Source organism: Lysobacter stagni, from assembly GCF_030053425.1.
Classification (GTDB): domain Bacteria; phylum Pseudomonadota; class Gammaproteobacteria; order Xanthomonadales; family Xanthomonadaceae; genus Lysobacter_J; species Lysobacter_J stagni.
Genome location: NZ_JASGBI010000001.1, coordinates 1,500,836 through 1,519,737 on the forward strand (window position 1 = coordinate 1,500,836; position 18,902 = coordinate 1,519,737).

General features: G+C 65.7%; 23 protein-coding genes. 12 read left to right on the top strand and 11 right to left on the bottom strand.

Annotated features, from left to right (window positions below; genetic code table 11):
• Positions 1-7 precede the first annotated feature (7 nt).
• The 7 genes from QLQ15_RS06770 to QLQ15_RS06800 all read right to left on the bottom strand — a co-directional run bounded on the left by QLQ15_RS06770 (position 8) and on the right by QLQ15_RS06800 (position 4,114).
• Positions 8-304 carry a hypothetical protein gene (locus QLQ15_RS06770; protein ID WP_283212069.1) on the bottom strand — a complete coding sequence of 99 codons (297 nt, stop codon included), beginning with the start codon at positions 302-304 and terminating at the stop codon, positions 8-10.
• Positions 301-1,236, bottom strand: coding sequence for a cytochrome-c oxidase, cbb3-type subunit III (gene ccoP, locus QLQ15_RS06775; RefSeq protein ID WP_283212070.1), 936 nt, complete (start codon positions 1,234-1,236; stop codon positions 301-303). The genes QLQ15_RS06770 and ccoP overlap by 4 nt, the downstream gene beginning before the upstream one ends.
• Positions 1,233-1,376, bottom strand: coding sequence for a cbb3-type cytochrome oxidase subunit 3 (locus QLQ15_RS06780; RefSeq protein ID WP_283212071.1), 144 nt, complete (start codon positions 1,374-1,376; stop codon positions 1,233-1,235). The genes ccoP and QLQ15_RS06780 overlap by 4 nt, the downstream gene beginning before the upstream one ends.
• 1 nt (position 1,377) lies before the next feature.
• Positions 1,378-1,992: a cytochrome-c oxidase, cbb3-type subunit II gene (gene ccoO / locus QLQ15_RS06785; RefSeq protein WP_283212072.1), complete on the bottom strand. Its 615-nt coding sequence runs from the start codon at positions 1,990-1,992 to the stop codon at positions 1,378-1,380.
• Positions 1,993-2,000: 8 nt separating this feature from the next.
• Positions 2,001-3,440 (bottom strand): cytochrome-c oxidase, cbb3-type subunit I, encoded by a 1,440-nt coding sequence (ccoN, locus tag QLQ15_RS06790; protein ID WP_283212073.1) that lies wholly within the window; start codon positions 3,438-3,440, stop codon positions 2,001-2,003.
• Positions 3,441-3,581: 141 nt separating this feature from the next.
• Complete coding sequence (locus tag QLQ15_RS06795) at positions 3,582-3,782, bottom strand: twin transmembrane helix small protein (RefSeq protein ID WP_283212074.1); 201 nt, start codon at positions 3,780-3,782, stop codon at positions 3,582-3,584.
• A complete protein-coding gene (locus tag QLQ15_RS06800) occupies positions 3,779-4,114 on the bottom strand; it encodes a hypothetical protein (protein WP_283212075.1) in 336 nt (111 codons plus the stop codon). The genes QLQ15_RS06795 and QLQ15_RS06800 overlap by 4 nt, the downstream gene beginning before the upstream one ends.
• 99 nt (positions 4,115-4,213) lie before the next feature.
• Between QLQ15_RS06800 and QLQ15_RS06805 the strand changes: the two genes are divergently transcribed.
• On the top strand, positions 4,214-5,638 hold the full coding sequence (locus QLQ15_RS06805) for an aminotransferase-like domain-containing protein (protein ID WP_283212076.1): 1,425 nt from the start codon (positions 4,214-4,216) through the stop codon (positions 5,636-5,638).
• On the opposite strand, the gene hemN is transcribed toward QLQ15_RS06805, so the two are convergent.
• Positions 5,620-7,014 (bottom strand): oxygen-independent coproporphyrinogen III oxidase, encoded by a 1,395-nt coding sequence (hemN, locus tag QLQ15_RS06810; RefSeq protein ID WP_283212077.1) that lies wholly within the window; start codon positions 7,012-7,014, stop codon positions 5,620-5,622. The two genes, QLQ15_RS06805 and hemN, sit on opposite strands and share 19 nt — an antisense overlap.
• Before the next feature lie 99 nt (positions 7,015-7,113).
• Here hemN and QLQ15_RS06815 point away from each other — a divergent pair, with 99 nt between their 5' ends.
• On the top strand, positions 7,114-7,911 hold the full coding sequence (locus QLQ15_RS06815; protein ID WP_283212078.1) for a lytic transglycosylase domain-containing protein: 798 nt from the start codon (positions 7,114-7,116) through the stop codon (positions 7,909-7,911).
• Between the two features lie 8 nt (positions 7,912-7,919).
• Here QLQ15_RS06815 and QLQ15_RS06820 read toward each other — a convergent pair whose 3' ends face one another.
• Positions 7,920-8,417 (bottom strand): hypothetical protein, encoded by a 498-nt coding sequence (locus tag QLQ15_RS06820; protein ID WP_283212079.1) that lies wholly within the window; start codon positions 8,415-8,417, stop codon positions 7,920-7,922.
• A 163-nt stretch (positions 8,418-8,580) separates the two neighbouring features.
• On the opposite strand from QLQ15_RS06820, the gene QLQ15_RS06825 reads away from it, so the two are divergent.
• From QLQ15_RS06825 to QLQ15_RS06855, 7 genes are all read left to right on the top strand, one after another.
• Positions 8,581-9,081: a hypothetical protein gene (locus tag QLQ15_RS06825; protein ID WP_283212080.1), complete on the top strand. Its 501-nt coding sequence runs from the start codon at positions 8,581-8,583 to the stop codon at positions 9,079-9,081.
• A gap of 2 nt (positions 9,082-9,083) precedes the next feature.
• Positions 9,084-9,272, top strand: coding sequence for a CPXCG motif-containing cysteine-rich protein (locus QLQ15_RS06830; RefSeq protein ID WP_283212081.1), 189 nt, complete (start codon positions 9,084-9,086; stop codon positions 9,270-9,272).
• 308 nt (positions 9,273-9,580) lie between these two features.
• Positions 9,581-9,943 carry an EF-hand domain-containing protein gene (locus QLQ15_RS06835; protein WP_283212082.1) on the top strand — a complete coding sequence of 121 codons (363 nt, stop codon included), beginning with the start codon at positions 9,581-9,583 and terminating at the stop codon, positions 9,941-9,943.
• A 102-nt stretch (positions 9,944-10,045) separates the two neighbouring features.
• Complete coding sequence (locus QLQ15_RS06840; protein WP_283212083.1) at positions 10,046-10,765, top strand: HAD family hydrolase; 720 nt, start codon at positions 10,046-10,048, stop codon at positions 10,763-10,765.
• Positions 10,766-10,891: 126 nt separating this feature from the next.
• Complete coding sequence (locus QLQ15_RS06845) at positions 10,892-11,344, top strand: hypothetical protein (protein WP_283212084.1); 453 nt, start codon at positions 10,892-10,894, stop codon at positions 11,342-11,344.
• 17 nt (positions 11,345-11,361) lie between these two features.
• The gene (locus QLQ15_RS06850; protein WP_283212085.1) at positions 11,362-12,033 is read left to right on the top strand and encodes a hypothetical protein; all 672 of its coding nucleotides are present in this window, start codon (positions 11,362-11,364) and stop codon (positions 12,031-12,033) included.
• 89 nt (positions 12,034-12,122) lie between these two features.
• Complete coding sequence (locus tag QLQ15_RS06855) at positions 12,123-12,605, top strand: GNAT family N-acetyltransferase (RefSeq protein WP_283212086.1); 483 nt, start codon at positions 12,123-12,125, stop codon at positions 12,603-12,605.
• A 279-nt stretch (positions 12,606-12,884) separates the two neighbouring features.
• On the opposite strand, the gene QLQ15_RS06860 is transcribed toward QLQ15_RS06855, so the two are convergent.
• On the bottom strand, positions 12,885-13,361 hold the full coding sequence (locus QLQ15_RS06860) for a hypothetical protein (protein WP_283212087.1): 477 nt from the start codon (positions 13,359-13,361) through the stop codon (positions 12,885-12,887).
• Between the two features lie 558 nt (positions 13,362-13,919).
• Positions 13,920-14,567: a tyrosine-type recombinase/integrase gene (locus QLQ15_RS06865; RefSeq protein WP_283212088.1), complete on the bottom strand. Its 648-nt coding sequence runs from the start codon at positions 14,565-14,567 to the stop codon at positions 13,920-13,922.
• Between the two features lie 153 nt (positions 14,568-14,720).
• Between QLQ15_RS06865 and QLQ15_RS06870 the strand changes: the two genes are divergently transcribed.
• The 3 genes from QLQ15_RS06870 to QLQ15_RS06880 all read left to right on the top strand — a co-directional run bounded on the left by QLQ15_RS06870 (position 14,721) and on the right by QLQ15_RS06880 (position 18,878).
• On the top strand, positions 14,721-15,053 hold the full coding sequence (locus tag QLQ15_RS06870; RefSeq protein ID WP_283212089.1) for a hypothetical protein: 333 nt from the start codon (positions 14,721-14,723) through the stop codon (positions 15,051-15,053).
• 244 nt (positions 15,054-15,297) lie between these two features.
• On the top strand, positions 15,298-17,460 hold the full coding sequence (locus QLQ15_RS06875; RefSeq protein ID WP_283212090.1) for a type I secretion system permease/ATPase: 2,163 nt from the start codon (positions 15,298-15,300) through the stop codon (positions 17,458-17,460).
• Positions 17,457-18,878 carry an HlyD family type I secretion periplasmic adaptor subunit gene (locus QLQ15_RS06880; RefSeq protein WP_283212091.1) on the top strand — a complete coding sequence of 474 codons (1,422 nt, stop codon included), beginning with the start codon at positions 17,457-17,459 and terminating at the stop codon, positions 18,876-18,878. Before QLQ15_RS06875 ends, QLQ15_RS06880 begins: the two co-directional genes overlap by 4 nt.
• The last annotated feature ends 24 nt before the right edge of the window (positions 18,879-18,902 follow it).

The following is an 18,902-nucleotide window of genomic DNA, read 5'->3' on the forward strand; positions in this document are numbered from 1 at the left end:
CCCGGGATTACTCCGGCCGAAGGGGCCGGTTGAAGCGGCTGGCGGGGCGAAGCAGGACCCAGGTGAACGCACTGGATGCAGCCGTCGCCAGCCAGAACATGAAAAAGCCCAGGCTGTACCCCAGCGTGCGCGTCATCGGCAGGTCGGGGAACGTCATGTCGCGCAGGGCCAGCGGGTCGACGAAGGCGAAGAACACCATCGTCGCCACGCATGCCGAGAAGAAGCTCGGCCAAAGGATCGCCCCGAGCCGCTGGGAAAGCGGTCGGGGCGGGTGATCGAATCGCAGAGGTGTCTGAGTATTCATTGCACCGTGGTGGCTGGGGGCTTCCCGACAGGATGCGACAACGACCAGACATATGCAGCGGCCAGGCGCGCGCGGGTCTCGCCGAGCAGCTGGCGGTGCGCCGGCATGGTGCCGTGGCGTCCGCTGGTGATCGTCTGTCGCAGGCTCTCGCTGCTGTTGCCGTACAGCCAGTAGTTGTCGGTCAGGTTGGGCGCGCCCAGTTCCTGGTTGCCCTTGCCGTCGATGCCATGGCACGCCACGCACACGCCCTCGTACAGCGCCTTGCCCTGTGCGGCCATGTAGTTGTTCTGCATCGAGGCCGGATCCGACAGCGTGCGCACGTAGGCGACCACGTAATCGACCGCGTTGTCGCCGCCCATGCCGGTCAGCACCTTGCCCCATTCCGGCATCACGCCCTCGCGGCCGTCCAGGACGGTCTGCAGGATGCGATCGGGCGTACCGCCCCAATGCCAGATGTCGTCGGTCAGGTTGGGATAGCCGATCGCACCCTGTGCCGTGGAACCGTGGCAGGTGGCGCAGGTGTTGTTGAAGATCGAACGGCCCAAGGCCAGCGCCTTCGGATTGCCCGCGAGCACGTCGATCGACTTGCCCGCGTACGGTGCGAAGGTCTGCTCCAGCTTCGCATCCTCACGCGCCTTGGCCGCGGCATGCTCGCCCGAGGAGGTCCAGCCGGCGACGCCGGCGATGGCGCCCAGGCCCGGGAAATAGATCAGGTACCCGATGGCGAAAACGATGGTGATGTAGAAAAGGTTGATCCACCACTTCGGCATCGGCTTGTTGTACTCGGTGAGATCACCGTCCCAGATGTGGCTGGTGTCGGTCGGGGCGGGATCGCCCGGACGACGCTTGCCCGTCCACCACAGCAACCAGACGCAACCCAGGATGTTGATCGCAACCAGCACGATCACGTACCACGACCAGCCGGCGGTCATCGCTTTGTCTCCTTGTGATCGCCTTCGAGCGGCAGGCGTGCGGCCGCGTCGAATTCATTCTTGCGCTTCGGGCTCCAGGCCCAGATCCAGCCGGCCAGGAACAGCACCAGCAGCACGGTTGTCACGATTCCGGACAGCATGTCAGCCTCCCCTCGGGGCATGGCGACCGAGGCCCTGCAGATAGGCGACCACGGCGTCGAGTTCGGTTTTTCCCGCCACCGCTGCGGCGGCGCCGGCGATGTCCTGGTCGGAGTACGGATCACCCACGCGCTTGAGGGCGCGCATGTGGTTGGTGATCTGTTCGCCGTCCAGCTCGTTCTTCGCCAGCCACGGGAAACCAGGCATGTTCGATTCGGGCACCACGTCGCGCGGGTTGATCAGGTGCACGCGATGCCAGTCGTCGGAGTAACGCCCACCCACGCGCGCCAGATCCGGGCCGGTGCGCTTGCTGCCCCACTGGAACGGACGGTCGTAGACGGATTCACCGGCCAGCGAGTAGTGGCCGTAGCGCTCGGTCTCGAAGCGCAGCGTGCGGACCATCTGCGAGTGGCAGTTGTAGCAACCCTCGCGGACGTACACGTCGCGACCGGCGAGTTCGAGCGCGGGGTAGGGCTTAACGCCGGGCAGGGGCTCGATGGCCTCGGCCTGGTGCATCAGCGGGACGATCTCGGCGAGGCCGCCGAAGGAGACGGCCACGGCGATCAGCACCGCCATCAGGCCCACATTGGTTTCGATCTTCTCGTGTGAATGACTCATGTCGGACCTCAGGCGTGGGCACTGGCGGCATCCGGCGGCAGCACCGGAGTCGGGACGAGATCACGCGCCTGTTGCCAGGTGCGCACGACGTTCCAGGCCATCACCAGCATGCCGCTCAGGACGATCAGGCCACCGGCCAGTCGACCCAGGTAGTACGGATAGGTCGCGTTGAGCGCTTCGACGAAGCTGTAGGTGAGCGTGCCGTCGGGATTGGTGGCGCGCCACATCAGGCCCTGCATCACGCCGGCGATCCACATCGAGGCGATGTAGAACACCACGCCCACGGTGTGCAGCCAGAAGTGCAGGTCGATCGCCTTCACCGAGAACATGCGTTCCTGGCCAAGCAGGCGCGGCAGCATCGCGTAGACGGCGCCGATGGAGATCATCGCCACCCAGCCCAGCGCGCCGGCATGGACGTGACCGACGGTCCAGTCGGTGTAGTGCGAGAGCGAGTTGACCGTCTTGATCGACATCATCGGCCCCTCGAAGGTGGCGATCATGTAGAACGAGACCGCGACGATGAGGAACTTCAGGATCGGATCGGTGCGCAGTTTGTCCCATGCGCCGGAGAGGGTCATGATGCCGTTGATCGCACCGCCCCAGCTGGGTGCCAGCAGCACCAGCGAGAACACCATGCCCAGCGACTGCGCCCAGTCGGGCAGCGCCGTGTACTGCAGATGGTGCGGGCCGGCCCACATGTAGATGGCGATCAGTGCCCAGAAGTGCACGATCGACAGCCGGTACGAATACACCGGCCGGTTGGCCTGCTTGGGAACGAAGTAGTACATCATTCCCAGGAAGCCGGCGGTCAGGAAGAAGCCCACCGCGTTGTGGCCGTACCACCACTGCGCCATCGCGTCGACCGCGCCCGTGTAGAGCGAGTACGACTTGAACGCGCCGGCCGGGATGGCCAGGTTGTTGACGATGTGCAGCAGCGCGATGGTGATGATGAACGCGCCATAGAACCAGTTGGCGACGTAGATGTGCTTCACGCGCCGCTTGACGATGGTGCCGAAGAACACCACCGCGTACGACACCCAGACCAGCGTGATCAGGATGTCGATCGGCCATTCGAGCTCGGCGTATTCCTTGCCCTGGGTCAGGCCCATCGGCAGCGTGATCGCCGCCGCGACGATCACCGCGTTCCAGCCCCAGAAGGTGAAGGCCGCGAGTTTGTCGAACGCCAGCCGCACATGGCAGGTGCGCTGCACCACGTGGTAGCTGGTCGCGAACAGCGCGCAGCCGCCGAAGGCGAAGATCACCGCGTTGGTGTGCAGTGGTCGCAGGCGACCATAGCTCAGCCAGGGAATGTCGAAGTTGAGCGCCGGCCAGTACAGCTGGGCGGCGATGATCACGCCGACGAGCATGCCGACGATGCCCCAGACCACCGTCATCGCGGTGAACTGGCGCACGATCTTGTCGTTATAGGTTTCTACGGATGTCTGCATTGTGGGTCCCCCCTGCGCCACGGCCGGGTCGTCGGCATACTAGGAACGCCCTTTCAGGCGCGCTTGATTCAGATCAAGTCCCTCTGAACCCCCCGGAGAACGGCCGGAGCGTTCGCGGCGCAAGGTTGCTCCGGAGACAGTTCAGACGCCGTGAGGCTTGATGAAGCCGGTGTGGATGCCCACGGCGACGAGCGCGATCAGCAGGACCGACAGGGCGATGCGACGGGTCAGGGCCCGGACCGTGCGGCGGCTTTCGCCGCGATCCACCAGCATGTAATAGAGCGCCGCGCCCAGGTTGTAGACGATCAGGCCCAGGAAACCCACGATCAGCAGGGTCTTCATGCGGCGCTCCCGGCGATGGCCTCGTCCCGCCGGCGCAGCCAGCGGGTGCGCACCACCAGCGCCAGCGTCATCACGGCCAGGTACAGGCCATAGGCCACCGAGGTCGCCAGCACCTGTTTCCACATCGGGCCGTAGCCGGCATCGGCCTCGGCCATGCCCCAGTACATGCCGCCCGCAGCGGCGGCGGTGGCCAGCAACAGCGACGCCGTGTCGAAGGCAGCCCGGGCCGGGCCGTGCGGTTGCCGTGGGTAGCGCCAGAACAGGACGGACAGCACCGCGAACCAGGGTGCGAACAGGATCAGGGCAAGGTGCAGCTGGACGCCGGCGGACACGGGTGACCCCGTAGCGGGAGGAGGGTGCGGGCAGTCTAGGGAGACCGTATCAGTTCCAGTAGAATCAGTCGCTGCGAGGAAAAACCGTATCAGTTTGCCGTGAAGCGCTACGAAGCCCTGGCTGACGACCTGGCCCGCTCGATCGGGACCGGGGTGTTCCGTCCCGGTGAGCGGCTGCCCTCGGTCCGCCAGACCTGTGCGGCCCGGCGGCTGAGCCCGTCCACGGTCTTCCAGGCGTACTACCTGCTGGAGGCCCGTGGCCTCATCGAGTCGCGGGCGCGCTCGGGTTACTACGTCGCCACCCAGGCGCCGCGGATGCCGCCCGAGCCCGAGCTGCCCTCCTGGCCCGACGGGGATTCGCGCGAGGTCGACGTGAGCGACCTCGTCTTCGAGGTGCTCCAGTCGGCCATGCACCGCGAGGTGGTGCCCCTGGGCTCGGCCTTTCCCAGTCCGTTGCTGTATCCGCTCGACAAACTCGGGCGCGCGGTGGCCTCCGCGGCACACGATCTGGATCCGTGGAGCACCGTCGATGACCTGACCCCCGGGCTGGGCGAACTGCGGCGCCAGATCAGTCAGCGCTATCTCATGGACGGCATCGACGTGCCGGCCGAGGAGATCGTCATCACCAACGGCGCGCTGGAAGCGCTCAACCTGAGCATCGCCGCGGTGACGAAGCCCGGCGATTCGGTCCTGGTCGAGTCGCCCTGTTTCTACGCGGTGCTGCAGTCGATCGAACGCAACGGCCTGCGCGCGCTGGAAGTGCCCACGCACCCGCGCGACGGCGTGGACCTGGACGCGCTGGAACGCGCCATCGTCCGCCACGCGCCACGTGCGTGTTGGCTGATGCCGACCTTCCAGAACCCGCTTGGCGCGACGATGCCCGAGCCTGCCAAGCGTGCACTGGTGACGCTGTTGGCGGCGCACGGCATCGCGCTGGTCGAAGACGACGTCTACGCCGAACTGCACTTCGGCCCCAAACGGCCGCCGCCCGCGAAAGCATTCGACCGCGAGGGGCTGGTGATGCATTGCTCCTCGTTCTCCAAGTGCCTGGCGCCGGGCTATCGCATCGGATGGGTTGCCGCGGGGCGCTTCCGCGAAACCATCGCGCGCAACAAGCTCACCACCACGCTCAACACCAACGTGCCGGCGCAACGCGCCATCAGCCGTTATCTTCAGCGCGGCGGCTACGACCGGCACCTCAGGCGCCTGCGCGCCACGCTTGCTGCGCAACAGGAACGTTATCTCGAGGCGGTGGGACGCTTCTTCCCGGAGGGCACGCGGGTCACGCGCGCCAGCGGCGGCTACTTCGCCTGGATCGAACTGCCCGAAGGCGCCGACACGCTCGCGCTGCAACGACAGGCCGTGCGCATGGGCATCAGCATCGCGCCGGGGCCCATCTTTTCCGCCAGTCGCGGTTTCGAGCGATGCCTGCGCCTCAACTACGGGCATCCGTTCGACGAACGCGCCGAGGATGCGATGCGCACGCTCGGTGCGCTGGCGTCGGATCAGGCCGTGCGCGGGTAACGCGCGCCCGCGGCCTGCAGGTGCGGCGCGTAGGCGTCGAAGCACATCGCGATCACGCGCAGCATCAGCCGGCCGACCGGTGTGGCGACGATGCGCTCGGGCTCGATCCAGACCAGTCCATCGTCCTGCAATGGCTCAAGCCGACGCAGGCTGTCGGCGAAGTACTGTGCGAAGTCGATACCGTGCGCGCGCTGGATCGCGTCGATGGGCACTTCGCCCTGGCACATCAGGCGCTGGATGACGTCCGAGCGCAGCTGGTCGTCGGGTGTGAGGCGCAGGCCGCGCCACACGGGAAGACGCGGCTGGTCGATCGCGCGCTCCCAGTCGGACAACTCGCAGGTGTTCTGGCTGACGCTGTCGCCGATGCGGCTGACCGCGCTGACGCCCAGGCCGATCAGATCGCCATCGGCGTGCGTGGTGTAGCCCATGACATTGCGGTGCAGGCCGCCACGCGATTGCGCGAGTGCCAGGTCGTCGTCGGGCAGGGCGAAGTGGTCCATGCCGATGTGTACGTAACCGGCGTTCGTCAGGCTCTGGACCGCCAGCTGCAGCAGTTCCAGCTTCAGCTCCGGCGAGGGCAGGTCTTCGGTACGGATCTGCCGCTGCGGGCGGAACTGCTCGGGCAGGTGCGCGTAGCTGTACACCGCCAGCCGATGCGGGCGGGCGGCGATCAGCGTGTGCAGCGTGCGCGCGAAGCCCTCCAGCGTCTGCTTCGGCAGGCCGTAGATGAGCTCGACGTCGACCGAACGCATGCCATGCCGATGGCAGGCGTCGATGATCGTCAGCGTGGTTTCGGGATCCTGGCCGCGGTTGACCGCGTCCTGTACCGACGTGTCCAGATCCACCACGCCCAGGCTGGCGCGGTTGAACCCGGCGTCCACCAGCTCGGCCACGTCTTCCGGCGTGAGCTCGCGCGGATCCAGGTCGATGGAGATATCGCCTTCCGCGGCGGGACTGAAGCGGAAATGGTCGCGCAGGTCCTGCAGCGTGGCGTGCAGCTGCGCAGGCGTGAGGAAGTTCGGCGTGCCGCCGCCGAAATGCAGCTGCACCACTTCGCGGTCGGGATCGAACAGCCCGGCCATCATCCCGATCTCGCGCCCCAGACGCGTGCGGTAGGGCTCGCTGCGCGAGCGGTCGCGCGTGATGACGCGGTTGCAGCCGCAGTGGAAGCAGGGGTTGGAGCAGAACGGGACGTGGACGTAGAGCGACAGGCGCCCGGGGATCGGGTCGCCATTGCTCTGCTGCGCCGCCTCCATCAGCTGCGCGGGACCGAAGCCGGTGCTGAACTGGGGTTCGGTGGGATACGAGGTGTAGCGCGGGCCCGGCCGATCGTAGCGACGCAGCAGTTCGGTGGGGAAGGGCGGCACGTTCGGCATCGACGCAGCCTATCGGCCCGGCCAGGCGCCTTTTTTGACCTGGATCAACTCACGCCGCCCTTTCGCCCCCGTTCGAACGACGGGCCTAGAATCCGCGCCATGGTTCTGACCCGCGCCCTCGCGGCAGTGCTGATGGTCTCGACGGTCTGCGTCGCCGGGAACGCGGCTGCGCGCAAGGTCTATCGCTGCGTGCGCGACGGCACGGTCAGTCTCTCCACCGCTCCGGAGCCGGGTTCACGTTGCCGGGCGCGCGAGATCGACGACAACGCCGCCGTGCTGCCCAATCTGTGGGGCACGGGCGAGGCCGTGAGCGGTGTGCTGTACGAACGCATGCAGGACGGCAAGCCCGTGTATGGCACGCGCAAGCTGCCCGGTTCCGTCAAGGTGCTGTCCTTCACCGTGCCCGCGCCGCCTGGCGAACCGGCACACGTGGGGCTGGGCAATGTCGGGCCGCCGCAGATCGAGCGCTACCCGAAGCAATTCCGCGCGGCGGCGAAGGCGACCGGCGTGGACGAAGCCTGGTTGCGCGCGATCGCGCATGCCGAAAGTGGATTCGACGCGGCCGCCGTTTCGCCGAAGGGCGCGCAGGGCGTGATGCAGCTCATGCCCGAGACCAGTCGCGAGTACGGCGTCTCCGACCCCTTCTCGTATGGCGAATCGATCATGGGCGGCGCGCGTCACCTGCGAGCACTGATGCGTCGCTACCGCAACGATCTGACGCTGGTCGCGGCGGCGTACAACGCCGGCATCGGCGCGGTCACACGTTACGGCGGCGTGCCGCCCTACCAGGAAACGCAGCAGTACGTGGCCAAGGTGCAGACGCTCTACGGGCGTTATCGCGTGGCGCTGGGCATGAAGCCCTTGCCCGTACCGCAGGCGGCTGCGTCGTCGCCGTAAGGGCGTTGTCAGGCCATCGACTTGGCGGCTTCGAATGGCAGGGTCGTGGCGCCGGCGCTCACGACCTGCGGTTCGATGCTGTCCAGGAACGGCTTCTCTCCGTCGAGCACGACAAGAATGCGACCGGCCTGGATCTCTGCATCGAACTTGCGGCGGATTGGATCGGGCAACGACGACCCCACCAGCGCCGATGCCCACGAACCCACCAGCGCACCGGCCACCGCCGCGGCCGCAGCGCCGGCCAGCGTCAGGCCGATCGGCGTGATGACGATGGCGGCCAGTCCGGCCAGCAGACCGGCCGCGCCGCCGTAACCCGCCCCGCGCAACGCGGCTGGCATCAGGTCGGTGTCGGCTTCCTTGCGTTCGTTGGGAATCTCTTCCAGCTCGATGTCGGAGCGGGCCACCAGCAGGATGTCGTCGTCGTTCACGCCCGCTGCGCGCGCGGCATCCATCACCGACTGCGCGACCTCCAGGTTCGGCGTGCTGAACACATGGCGGATCTTCATCGCTCCTCCTGCTGTGGATGGGGCTTCACGGCGGCGGAAAAATGTCGACGTCGAGGACGCAAAGCTTTGTCCCGCGACGGTGACCGGGACGTGATGAGCGTGTGCATCGCGCCGCGTTCGCAGTGCTAAGGTGCGGACCATCCAGGCTTGCTGCGAGGTTCGCATGAACGTTCCCATCCGGCTTGCATGCGCAGGCGTCGCGATCTCCGCCGCGCTGGTGCTGGTCGCATGCAAGGCGCCTGCGCCACCGGCCGAGCCGACCGCAACGCAAGCACCGCAGGTCACCGCCGATACTTCCGAACATCCCGCGCGTTCCACCGACGTGCCCGCTCCGCAGGAACCTGGCGCGCCTGCCACGGTTGAACCCGCGGCCTTCGTCGACCGCGTGTGGCAGGTGACGGAGTCCAGCGCGGTGGAGCGCGGCACCACGTACGCGTTCCTGTCAGACGGAACGCTGGTGATCGATTCACCCAACGGCACGCCGATGCGCGGCAAGTGGTCGTTCGAGAACGGCGCGCTGACGATGGTGGAAGAAGATATTCCGTACCGGATCGACATCCTGGAGCTGAGCGCCTCCACCTTCCGAATCCGCAGCCATAACCCGGGCGAACCGGTCGATATCGCGATGGCCGCGTCGCCCAACCATCCGCTGCCGAAGCCCTGACGATGCTGCCCACTTCCGACGTGCAGTGCCCCTACTGCGGCGAGACCATCACGCTGCTGGTGGACACGTCCGTCGGCGCGCAGCAGTACATCGAGGACTGCCAGGTGTGCTGCCGGCCGATCATCGTTTCCGTGCGCGTGGACGAAGAGGGCGAACCGTGGGTGGACGTTGCCGCCGAGGACGATGCCTGATCGCGCGCAAACGTTTGCAGACCATGCGCGTTGACCATCCGCGTGGTGAAGGTTGTGTTGTGTTCATGCGGCGTGTGTCGATTCCATTCTCCGAAACAGGCGGCTCATCACATTCACGTATGTCACGTGTCACGCGTGGGCCGCGGTCCTAACGTCTGCCTAAATCCAGAGGGTTAAGACAACGTTGGTTTAACCATTGCGCATTCCGGGACGTTCATGCAGGCGTGGTCATGGTGGTTTCGTGCGGTACGCAACGGCGATCTCGCCAATCCGCGCAGACTCATTCATTACCAGGAGAGAACCCCCGCATGAGCATCCAGTCCCGCAAGCCGCTGATCGTCGTGGGCGCCCTCGTGGCGGCCCTGTCCGCCCCGCTCGCCTTCGCCCAGTCGTCGACCGCCAGCCCGACATCGCAGGATCCGGCGGCCGCCCATTCCAGTGCGTCGGCCTCGGGTGCGGCCAGCTCCGGCAAGAAGAGCTGGGCCGACGTCGACCTCGACAAGAACGGTTCGCTGAGCAAGACCGAAGCCTCCGCCGTGCCGGCGCTGGGCCAGGTGTTCGACCAGGCTGATGCCGACGCCGACGGCGCGCTGACGGCCGATGAATACAAGGCCTACGTCGCGAAGGCGCAGACCGGCGCGGGTGCCGGCGACCGCGGCGGCAAGCGCTGATCCACACTCCTTTACGGTACGTCGTGCACTGCACGACCTGGGACGGGCGGCCTTCGGGCCGCCCTTTTTTTGCGACGACGTCGGGCGCACTACACTAGGCGCATGAGTGAACTCGCCCTGGTCGGCTTCGACGCCGACGACACGCTCTGGCGCAGCCAGGACTATTTCGACGAAGCGCAGCTGGAGTTCGAACGCATCGTCGGCAACTACGTCGACTTGCGCGACGCGCGCGTGCAGGAGCGCCTGTACGAAGTGGAGAAGCGCAACATCGCCATCTTCGGCTACGGCGTGAAGGGCATGGTGCTGTCGATGATCGAGGCGGCGGTGGACATCACCGCACAGCGCATCGTCGCCACGGACCTGCACCGCATCGTGCAGCTGGGCAAGGACCTGCTGCGCCATCCGGTCGAGTTGCTGCCGGGTGTGCGTGAAGCGGTGGAAGCCGTCGCCGCCGAACACGACGTGGTGCTCATCACCAAGGGCGATCTGTTCCACCAGGAAGCCAAGGTCCGCCAGTGCGGTTTTGCCAACCTGTTCCGCCGCATCGAGATCGTGAGCGAGAAGGACGTCTCCACCTACGCGCGCCTTCTGGAGGAGTTCGACCTGCCGGCCGGGCGCTTCGTGATGGTCGGCAACTCGTTGCGCTCGGACATCGCGCCAGTGCTGGAACTGGGCGGCTGGGGCATCCACGTGCCGTACCACACGACCTGGGGCCACGAGAACGAAGCCGACGTCGCCGACGACGCGCCCCGCCTGCGCCGCATCGAAAGCGCGTACCAGTTGCCCGCGGCCGTGCGCGAGCTGGCCGCGCGGATCGGCTGAACGCGATCCCCAACGGCGGATAAGCGGCACCCGGCAACCCCGGCCGGATTAAAAAATCATTCACCTGAGGCGCCGCATCGTGGCTTCCAGAGCCCGCGGGGTGCGGGCGATCAGGGAGAGACGAACATGGCCACGGTCACGACACGATGGGTTGCCCCGATGGTGCTCGCCGCCGGACTCGGCATCGCCGCGATGGCGCCGGCTCCGGCGCGCGCCGATGACAACTGGGCGCGGGTCGTCGTCGATATCGCCGACGTGATCTACCACGGCGGCGCGCCGTACTACCGCTACGACCACGGCTACCGCGACCGCCTGATCGTGGTGCACGACTACCGCGGCCGTCCGTCCTATTACCGCAACGTGTATCGCGCCGGCCCTCCGTACGGAAACGCCTACGGCTACTGGAACGGTCCCGGTCGCGGCAAATGCAACAAGCACGGCCGCTGCAGCACGCATTACTACGACGCCCGCTACGACCGACGTTACGATCGCGGGTACTACACCGACCGCCATCACGACCACCACGACCGTTACGACCGGGATGACCGGTACGATCGTCGTTGGCGCGATGACGACTGACGGACAGGAGGCATTCGATGGGAACGATGCGGGCAACCTGGACATCGCGATGGGCTGCGCTGTTCGTCGCCGCCGCGGCCACCTTCGGTTTCGGCAGCGCGTCCGCGCAGGACTACAGCTTCGGCTGGAATCCGCGCAGCGGCGACGTGTGGGTGGATACGTGGCTGTCGGACGTCAACCGCTACGGCGCGCGCTACCGCGATCCGTTCGTCGACGAGATGGTCCGCTACTACGGCGCGCCGCGCGACCTGGTGACCGGGCTGCTCGTCGATCGTCGCTGGGCGCCGGGCGACGTGTACTTCGCCTGCGCCATCGCATCGACCATCGGCCGGCCGTGTCGCTATGTCGCAGACATCTGGGAGCGCGACCACGGCCAGGGTTGGGGCGAAGTGGCCAAGGGACTGGGCATCAAGCCGGGTTCGCCGGAATTCCATCGCCTGAAGAAGGGCTTCGTGCCCAGCTACGACCGCTGGGGGCGTTCGATCACCCTGGACCCGCAACTGCAGCGCGACTTCCCGGGGCGCGGCAAGGGGGCGCAGGACAAGGCCAAGCCGGTGCACGCTGGCGCATCGACCAAGACGCCAGCCGCCGCCAAGCCCGCGGGAAACAGCAAGGGCAATCCCGGCAATCCAGGCAAGGGCAGCGCAAAGGACAAGGGAAACAACAAGGGAAGCGGCAAGGGCCACTAGGCTCGCAGCGCATCCACACGATGCAGTCCCGCGGCGGCTTCGGCCGCCGTTTTCGTGCGCGTCGATGATCGGCTGCCTATCATGAGGGCATGAACAACCCCGCCGTCCGCATTGCCGATTACGCGCCGCGCTGGCGCGAGGATTTCGCCCGTCTCAACATCGAATGGCTGGAGCGCTGGTTCACGGTCGAGCCCATCGACCGCGAAGTGCTCGGCGATCCGGAGCGCCACATCCTGGCCCACGGCGGTCATGTGCTGTTCGCCATCGACGCGGAGGATCGCGTCGTCGGCACGGTGGCCCTCAAGCGCGAATCCGACGGCGTCTACGAGCTGACCAAGATGGCGGTTACGCCGGAGGCACGTGGACTGGGCGTCGGTCGCAAGCTCATGGAAGGTGCACTGCAGGCGTTCCGTGCACGCGGCGGACGCGAACTGTTCCTGGAATCCAGCAGCAAGCTGGGCCCGGCGCTGGCGCTGTACGAAAGCGTCGGCTTCCGCCATCGCCCGGCGCCGCGTCCCGGCTCGCACTACGTGCGCGCCGACGTGTACATGGTCTGGGAACCGGAAGGCTGACCGTTCCGGCCGGCGATCCTTTGCATTCCTCTTCGCCTGGACGCATGAGCCGGCGCCGCTGATCGACGTGCCGCGCAGCCGGCGTTCAGGGTGCCGGTGGGCGGACGGTAGAATGCGCCCATGCACCTGATCGACCCCACCGCCCTGCGCTTGTCCGTCGCTCCGATGATGGACTGGACGGAAGGCATTATAAATCAATATTTTATGAATTGATGGTGCGATAATGGCGCGGTGGCGAAGCCCTAAATTTGCGCAATAGCGCGGATTTTCACTGGCGTTTCAGCCTGCCGTTGTTGGTGTACGCCTGGTGCAGATCGCGACGAGCCCAGACCTGTCCAACTTGAGCACGTCGATCTGTGTCATCCCGGGCATGGGCAGATTCGGGTACTCGTATGTGAGTCCCTGTACGTAGTACTCGCTCCCTCGCTTGAGCAACGCGATTACCGGAAACTCCGCTCGGAAGATCTCTCGCCCGCCGGAAGGCTTGTAGGTGATCTGCTGGTTATCGCCGGGAAACCGACTGTCGGAATAGCTCCGCCACAACACCACCTCGTCGTCGCGACCATCGCCATCGGCATCGATTCCCTTCACCCCGGTGCTACGCCCCTCTTCCATCAGGCCCGGCGCTTCCGGTACGAAGACGGCGTCTGCCGGGTCTTCCCGTGCATTACCGCAGGCGGTTGAATTGAACTCGGCTGCGCTACAGATGCCGGTCGCCAGCAAGCTCGTCACGGTGACAATCCAAGCAGCCTGCATGGAATCCTTCCCCGATAGAACGCATGAGGGTGGGCAGAACAAATTCTGCTTAGGGTCGAACGCGAACATTGGCACTGCTCGCGGCCACTCTAGCCCGAATGTCTGCTACCGGCCATAAGCGGACGCTCTACTGAGGCTGGGACAACTTCGCTCCCACTGGTGTAAGAACCAACCTGCCAAGATCGCCCCCCGACTTCTCCTTGACCGTCACTGGTGCATACCCCTCGCAAGCAAACGTGATCGTCACGGCTCGAAAGCCCACCGCATAGCCTTCGTCGAAACGCGGTGCGTCGAACGCGCCAATCTTTCGCATTCCCCGGCTTTCAAACTCGTACGTGCAGTTCCGCAACGGTTGCCCATCCTGTGCAGCTACCGTGCCCCTGAAAGTCATGTGCCTGTCGCATCCGGCCAAGACTGTGACTCCGAGCATCAGGATCAAAACGTACCTGCTCATGATCTTCGGGCGGAAAGCCCATGTCCGCTATGGGTCGGAAGCGGACATTAGCACCAGGCTACCGGGCGGGCCACCGGCCGGTGGAGTCGGTGGCCCTAGCGGCCCTACGCCTCTGTTTGCTCGGAGAGTTCGAGGGCATCGTCGACTTCTATTCCGAGGTACCGGACTGTGCTTTCCAGTTTGGTGTGTCCAAGGAGGAGTTGGACGGCTCGTAGGTTCTTTGTTCGGTGGTAGATCAGCGCCGCCTTGGTTCGGCGCAGCGAGTGGCTCCCATAGGCGCTAGAGTCCAGGCCGATCTCCGCGACCCAGCGATGGACGATCCGGCAGTACTGTCGCGTCGAGAGGTGGGCCGACCGCCGAACACGGCTCGGGAACAGATAGGCATCCCCAGCAACCCCTGTGTCGGCAATCCATGCTGCCACCGCGTTTCGGGTTTGGTCCGTGATCTCGAAGCACGCCGAACGGCAAGTCTTGCGCTGTAGGATCGTCGCTCGCGTCGCAATGGCCTGTCCGTGGCTGACATCGTGCACACGGAGCGCCACCAAATCGCAAGCCCTGAGCTTCGAATCGATGGCTAAGTTGAAGAGAGCCAGTTCTCGAGGCCTGCCACGAAGCTGCAGTCTCACCCGAATGGCCCAGATGTCGCGCAGCCTGAGGGGAGCCTTCCGGCCGACGATCTTGCCCTTGTTCCAGGGGCTGAAGTTTTCGTTCGTACCCTTCATGTCGAACTCCTGTGTGGGGAGCTCGACCATGCGCTGTCTGACTCACCTGGCGGGGTGGCCGCAGCCTGCTTGGGTGGTGCTAATGTCCGCTTTCGACCCAAAGCGGTCATGCGCAGAAGCCGTCTCCATGCCCGCCGGGGCTGGTTTCCCACGGCTCTGTCCAAGTAAAGCCTCGGAAGAGACATGCTCAAGATCTTGTACATGCTGCTACCTCCACTGGCGATCAGCGCTTTCGCCGTGGGGCTGCTGTATTTCTCAGCACTACGCAAATTTGGAACCACACTCAATCAGTACGACCCGCAGCTCTTCGCGAGAATCGGAGCGAATGGTCGAACACCCATCAGCAAGGCGTACGCTGCATTGGAAGCGCTTCGAGCGAACCCAGACATGAGGGCGCAGCTCCCCCCGGAGGTTGCTCTGAAATTCAAGGATGTGTCTCGTCGCCTTTGGTTCGCTGCCGGTTGGATCATGGTTCTTTTTGCGGTGTCACTGGCCATCAGCGTCGCCAAGGCCTAACAGCTCATTCAAGCCGAAGCCGCTTCGCGGCGCGGCTCAATTCAGGCGTTGGCGAACGTCCGCTTATGGCCGTTAGTGGACATTCGGGTGGCCGCTGGGTGCGGCGAACTGTGAGGTCCGCCACGGTTCGCCGGCCACTTCCAGAATCTGCAGTGGACCAGCGCATTCCCGCTTGACAGCTGGCGGGCCGCTTGCGGATGCTCGCGTTCGCAGCGACAAGTTCGTCCACAAGGATTTGCGGACAATGGCACAGGGGAGTGCGGTGCTTTCCGTCCTGGAAGGCGCAGAGGGCGAGTCTCATGTTGATCAGGGCCTGCTGGGCCTGGTCCTGCTTGCCCAATTCCACGGCATCGCGGCCGACGCCGCTCAACTCGCACACGAGTTCGGGCGCAACGGCGAGCGCTTCGACGAAACCACGTTGCTGCTCGCAGCGAAGATGCTCGGCCTCAAGGCCAAGGTCGTTCCACAGCCCGCCTCGCGCATTGCGATGGCGAGCCTGCCAGCACTTGCGCTTCAACCGGACGGCGCTGCCTTCATCGTCGCCAAGGTCAACGGCGATCAGGTGCTCATCCACGATCTCGACGAGAAGCGGCCGCGTGCGATCTCCGTCGCCGACTTTGAGGCACGCTACGCAGGACGCCTGCTGCAGGTTGCCTCGCGCGCATCGGTGCTTGGCGAGCTTGCGAAGTTCGACTTCAGCTGGTTCATTCCGGCAGTGGTGAAGTACCGGAAGCTGCTGCTGGAAGTCTTCATCGTCTCGTTCTTCATCCAGCTGTTCGCCCTGGTGACGCCGCTGTTCTACCAGGTGGTAATGGACAAGGTGCTGGTGCACCGTGGCCTGACCACGCTGGACGTCATCGCCATCGGCCTGGTGTCGATGGCGGTGTTCGAAGTGGTGCTGACCGGCCTGCGCACCTATGTGTTCTCGCATACCACCAGCAAGATCGACGTGGAGCTCGGCGCGCGGTTGTTTCGCCATGTGCTGGCGCTGCCGCTTGCGTACTTCGAGTCGCGACGGGTCGGCGACACCATCGCGCGCGTGCGCGAGCTGGAGAACATCCGCAGCTTCCTCACCGGGCAGGCGTTGACGTCGGTACTGGACCTGTTCTTCACCGTGGTGTTCCTCGCGGTGATGTTCTACTACAGCGGCTGGCTGACGCTGATCGTCGTGCTTTCGCTCCCTGTCTACGCGCTGATCTCCGCCGGCATCACACCGATCCTGCGCAAGCGCCTCAACGAGAAGTTCGCGCGAGGCGCCGACAACCAGTCCTTCCTGGTCGAAACCGTCAGCGGGATCGGCACGGTCAAGGCGATGGCGGTCGATCCGCGCGTCACGCGCACCTGGGACAACCAGCTCGCCGGCTACGTGAGCGCAGGCTTCGGCGTGACCCGCATCGCGACGCTGGGCCAACAGGGCGTACAGCTGGTACAGAAGCTGGTCGCCGTGGCGATCCTGTTCTGGGGTGCCAAGCTGGTGATCGAGGGCAAGCTCTCCGTCGGCCAGCTGATCGCGTTCAACATGCTGGCCGGGCAGGTGGCCGCGCCGATCATCCGCCTGGCGCAACTGTGGCAGGACTTCCAACAGGTCGGCATCTCGGTCGAACGCCTGGGCGACATCCTCAACACGCGCACGGAGATTCCCGGCAGCCGGATGGCGCTGCCGCCGATCGCGGGGCGGGTGACGTTCGAACGCGTGTCGTTCCGTTACCGCCCCGATGCGCCCGAAGTGCTGGCCGGCATCGAGCTGGACATCAAGGCGGGCGAGGTGATCGGCATCGTCGGCCGTTCCGGTTCCGGCAAGAGCACGCTGACCAAGCTGGTGCAGCGCCTGTACACGCCGGAGCGCGGCCGGGTGCTGATCGATGGGCAGGATCTGGCACTGGCGGACCCCGCGTGGTTGCGACGCCAGCTCGGCGTGGTGCTGCAGGAGAACTTCCTGTTCAACCGCAGCGTGCGCGAGAACATCGCCCTCAGCGATCCTGGCATGCCGCTGGAGCGCGTGATCCAGGCGGCACAGTTGGCCGGGGCACACGAGTTCATCACCGAACTCCCCGAAGGCTACGACACTAGGGTTGGCGAACACGGCACAGGCCTGTCGGGTGGGCAACGGCAGCGCATCGCCGTTGCGCGCGCGCTCATCACCGATCCGCGCATCCTGATCTTCGACGAAGCCACCAGTGCGCTCGATTACGAATCGGAGCATGCGGTGATGCGCAACATGCGGGCGATCTGCAAGGGACGCACGGTGCTGATCATCGCTCACCGGTTGTCCACTGTCCGGCACGCGAACCGCATCGTCGTGGTCGAGAAGGGGAGGATCGTCGAGGCTGGCAGCCATGCCGCGCTGGTCGATCGGCCTGAAGGTCACTACGCGCACCTGCATCGCCTGCAGTCGGGGGAGGCATGAAGCACATCCTGCAGGGTGTGCGTGACTTCGGCGCCCGCTACGCGGCGGTGTTCCGCTCGGCCTGGGCCGTTCGCGCGCAGCTCGACCCACCCGAGCGAAGTGCGGATGAGCGCGCGTTCCTGCCGGCACATCTGGAACTGACCGAGACCCCGGTCTCGCCCACGGCGCGCTGGACCATGCGGGTCATCGTTGCCTTCTTCTGCGTCGCCGTGCTGTGGGCGTGCATCGGCAAGCTGGACATCGTCGCCGTCGCGCCGGGCAAGACGGTCGTGGATTCACGCACCAAGGTCTTGCAGCCGGCGGAGACCGGCGTGGTCCGCCGCATCCTTGTGCGCGACGGGCAGGTCGTGAAGCGCGGGCAGCTGCTCATCGAGCTGGATGCGACCGCGACCGGTGCGGAGTTCGCACAGGCAGACGAAGCGCTGGTGAACGCGCGACTCGCGGTGCTTCGCTTGGAAGCGCTCGCCGGATCGCTCCAGCGCAACGCACCACCTGCGTTGCCCAGGGCGATGGACCTGCCGCAGGACCGGCTGAAGGCCGAGCAGGCTCTCGTACGCAGCCAGTACGACACCTACCAGGCCAGACGCCAAGGTCTGCAGGCGAGCATCGCCCAGCGCCGTGCCGAGTTGCGCACGACGGAGGCGACGATCGGGCCACTGGACGAATCGGCGCGCATCTCCAAGGCGCGTGCCGAGGACTATGGCAAGCTGGTCGAAGGCAGGTATGTCGGCCGTCACGAATACCTCCTCCGCGAGCAGGAACGCATCGCCGCGGAGCGCGACCTGGCCACGCAGCGAAACCGCGTGCAGGAGATCCGCTCCGCCCTGAGCGCGGCTGAGGAAGAACTGCGTGTGCTGGTCACTGACACACGCCAGCAGACGCTGGATCAACTACGCCAGGCGACAGAACAGGTCGCGCAGCTCACCCCGGAAGTCGCGAAGACCGGGCAGCGCGACCGCCTGATGGCGTTGCGCGCGCCCGTCGACGGCACCGTTCAACAGCTGGCCGTTCATACCATCGGTGGCGTAGTGACACCCGCGCAGCCGCTGCTGGTGGTGGTGCCGAGCGAGGAATCGCTGGAAGTCGAAGCGACGGTGCTCAACAAGGACATCGGCTTCGTACGCCCGGGCCAGTCAGTAACGGTGAAGATCGAGAGCTTCCCTTACACGCGTTACGGCTATCTGACAGGAACGGTCGCGAGCGTCTCGCACGATGCGGCGCAGGATGAGCAGCTGGGCCTGGTGTTCCCCGCGCGCGTGCGGCTTTCAGGCGCGAGCCTTCATATCGAGGGTGTCGAGGTAGGGCTCACGCCCGGCATGGCGTTGAGTGTTGAGATCAAGACCGGAAAGCGGCGGGTGATCGATTACCTGCTCAGTCCGCTGCGGCAGCATGGCTCCGAATCACTTCGGGAACGTTGAACGCGACGGACTTCATCGCACCGA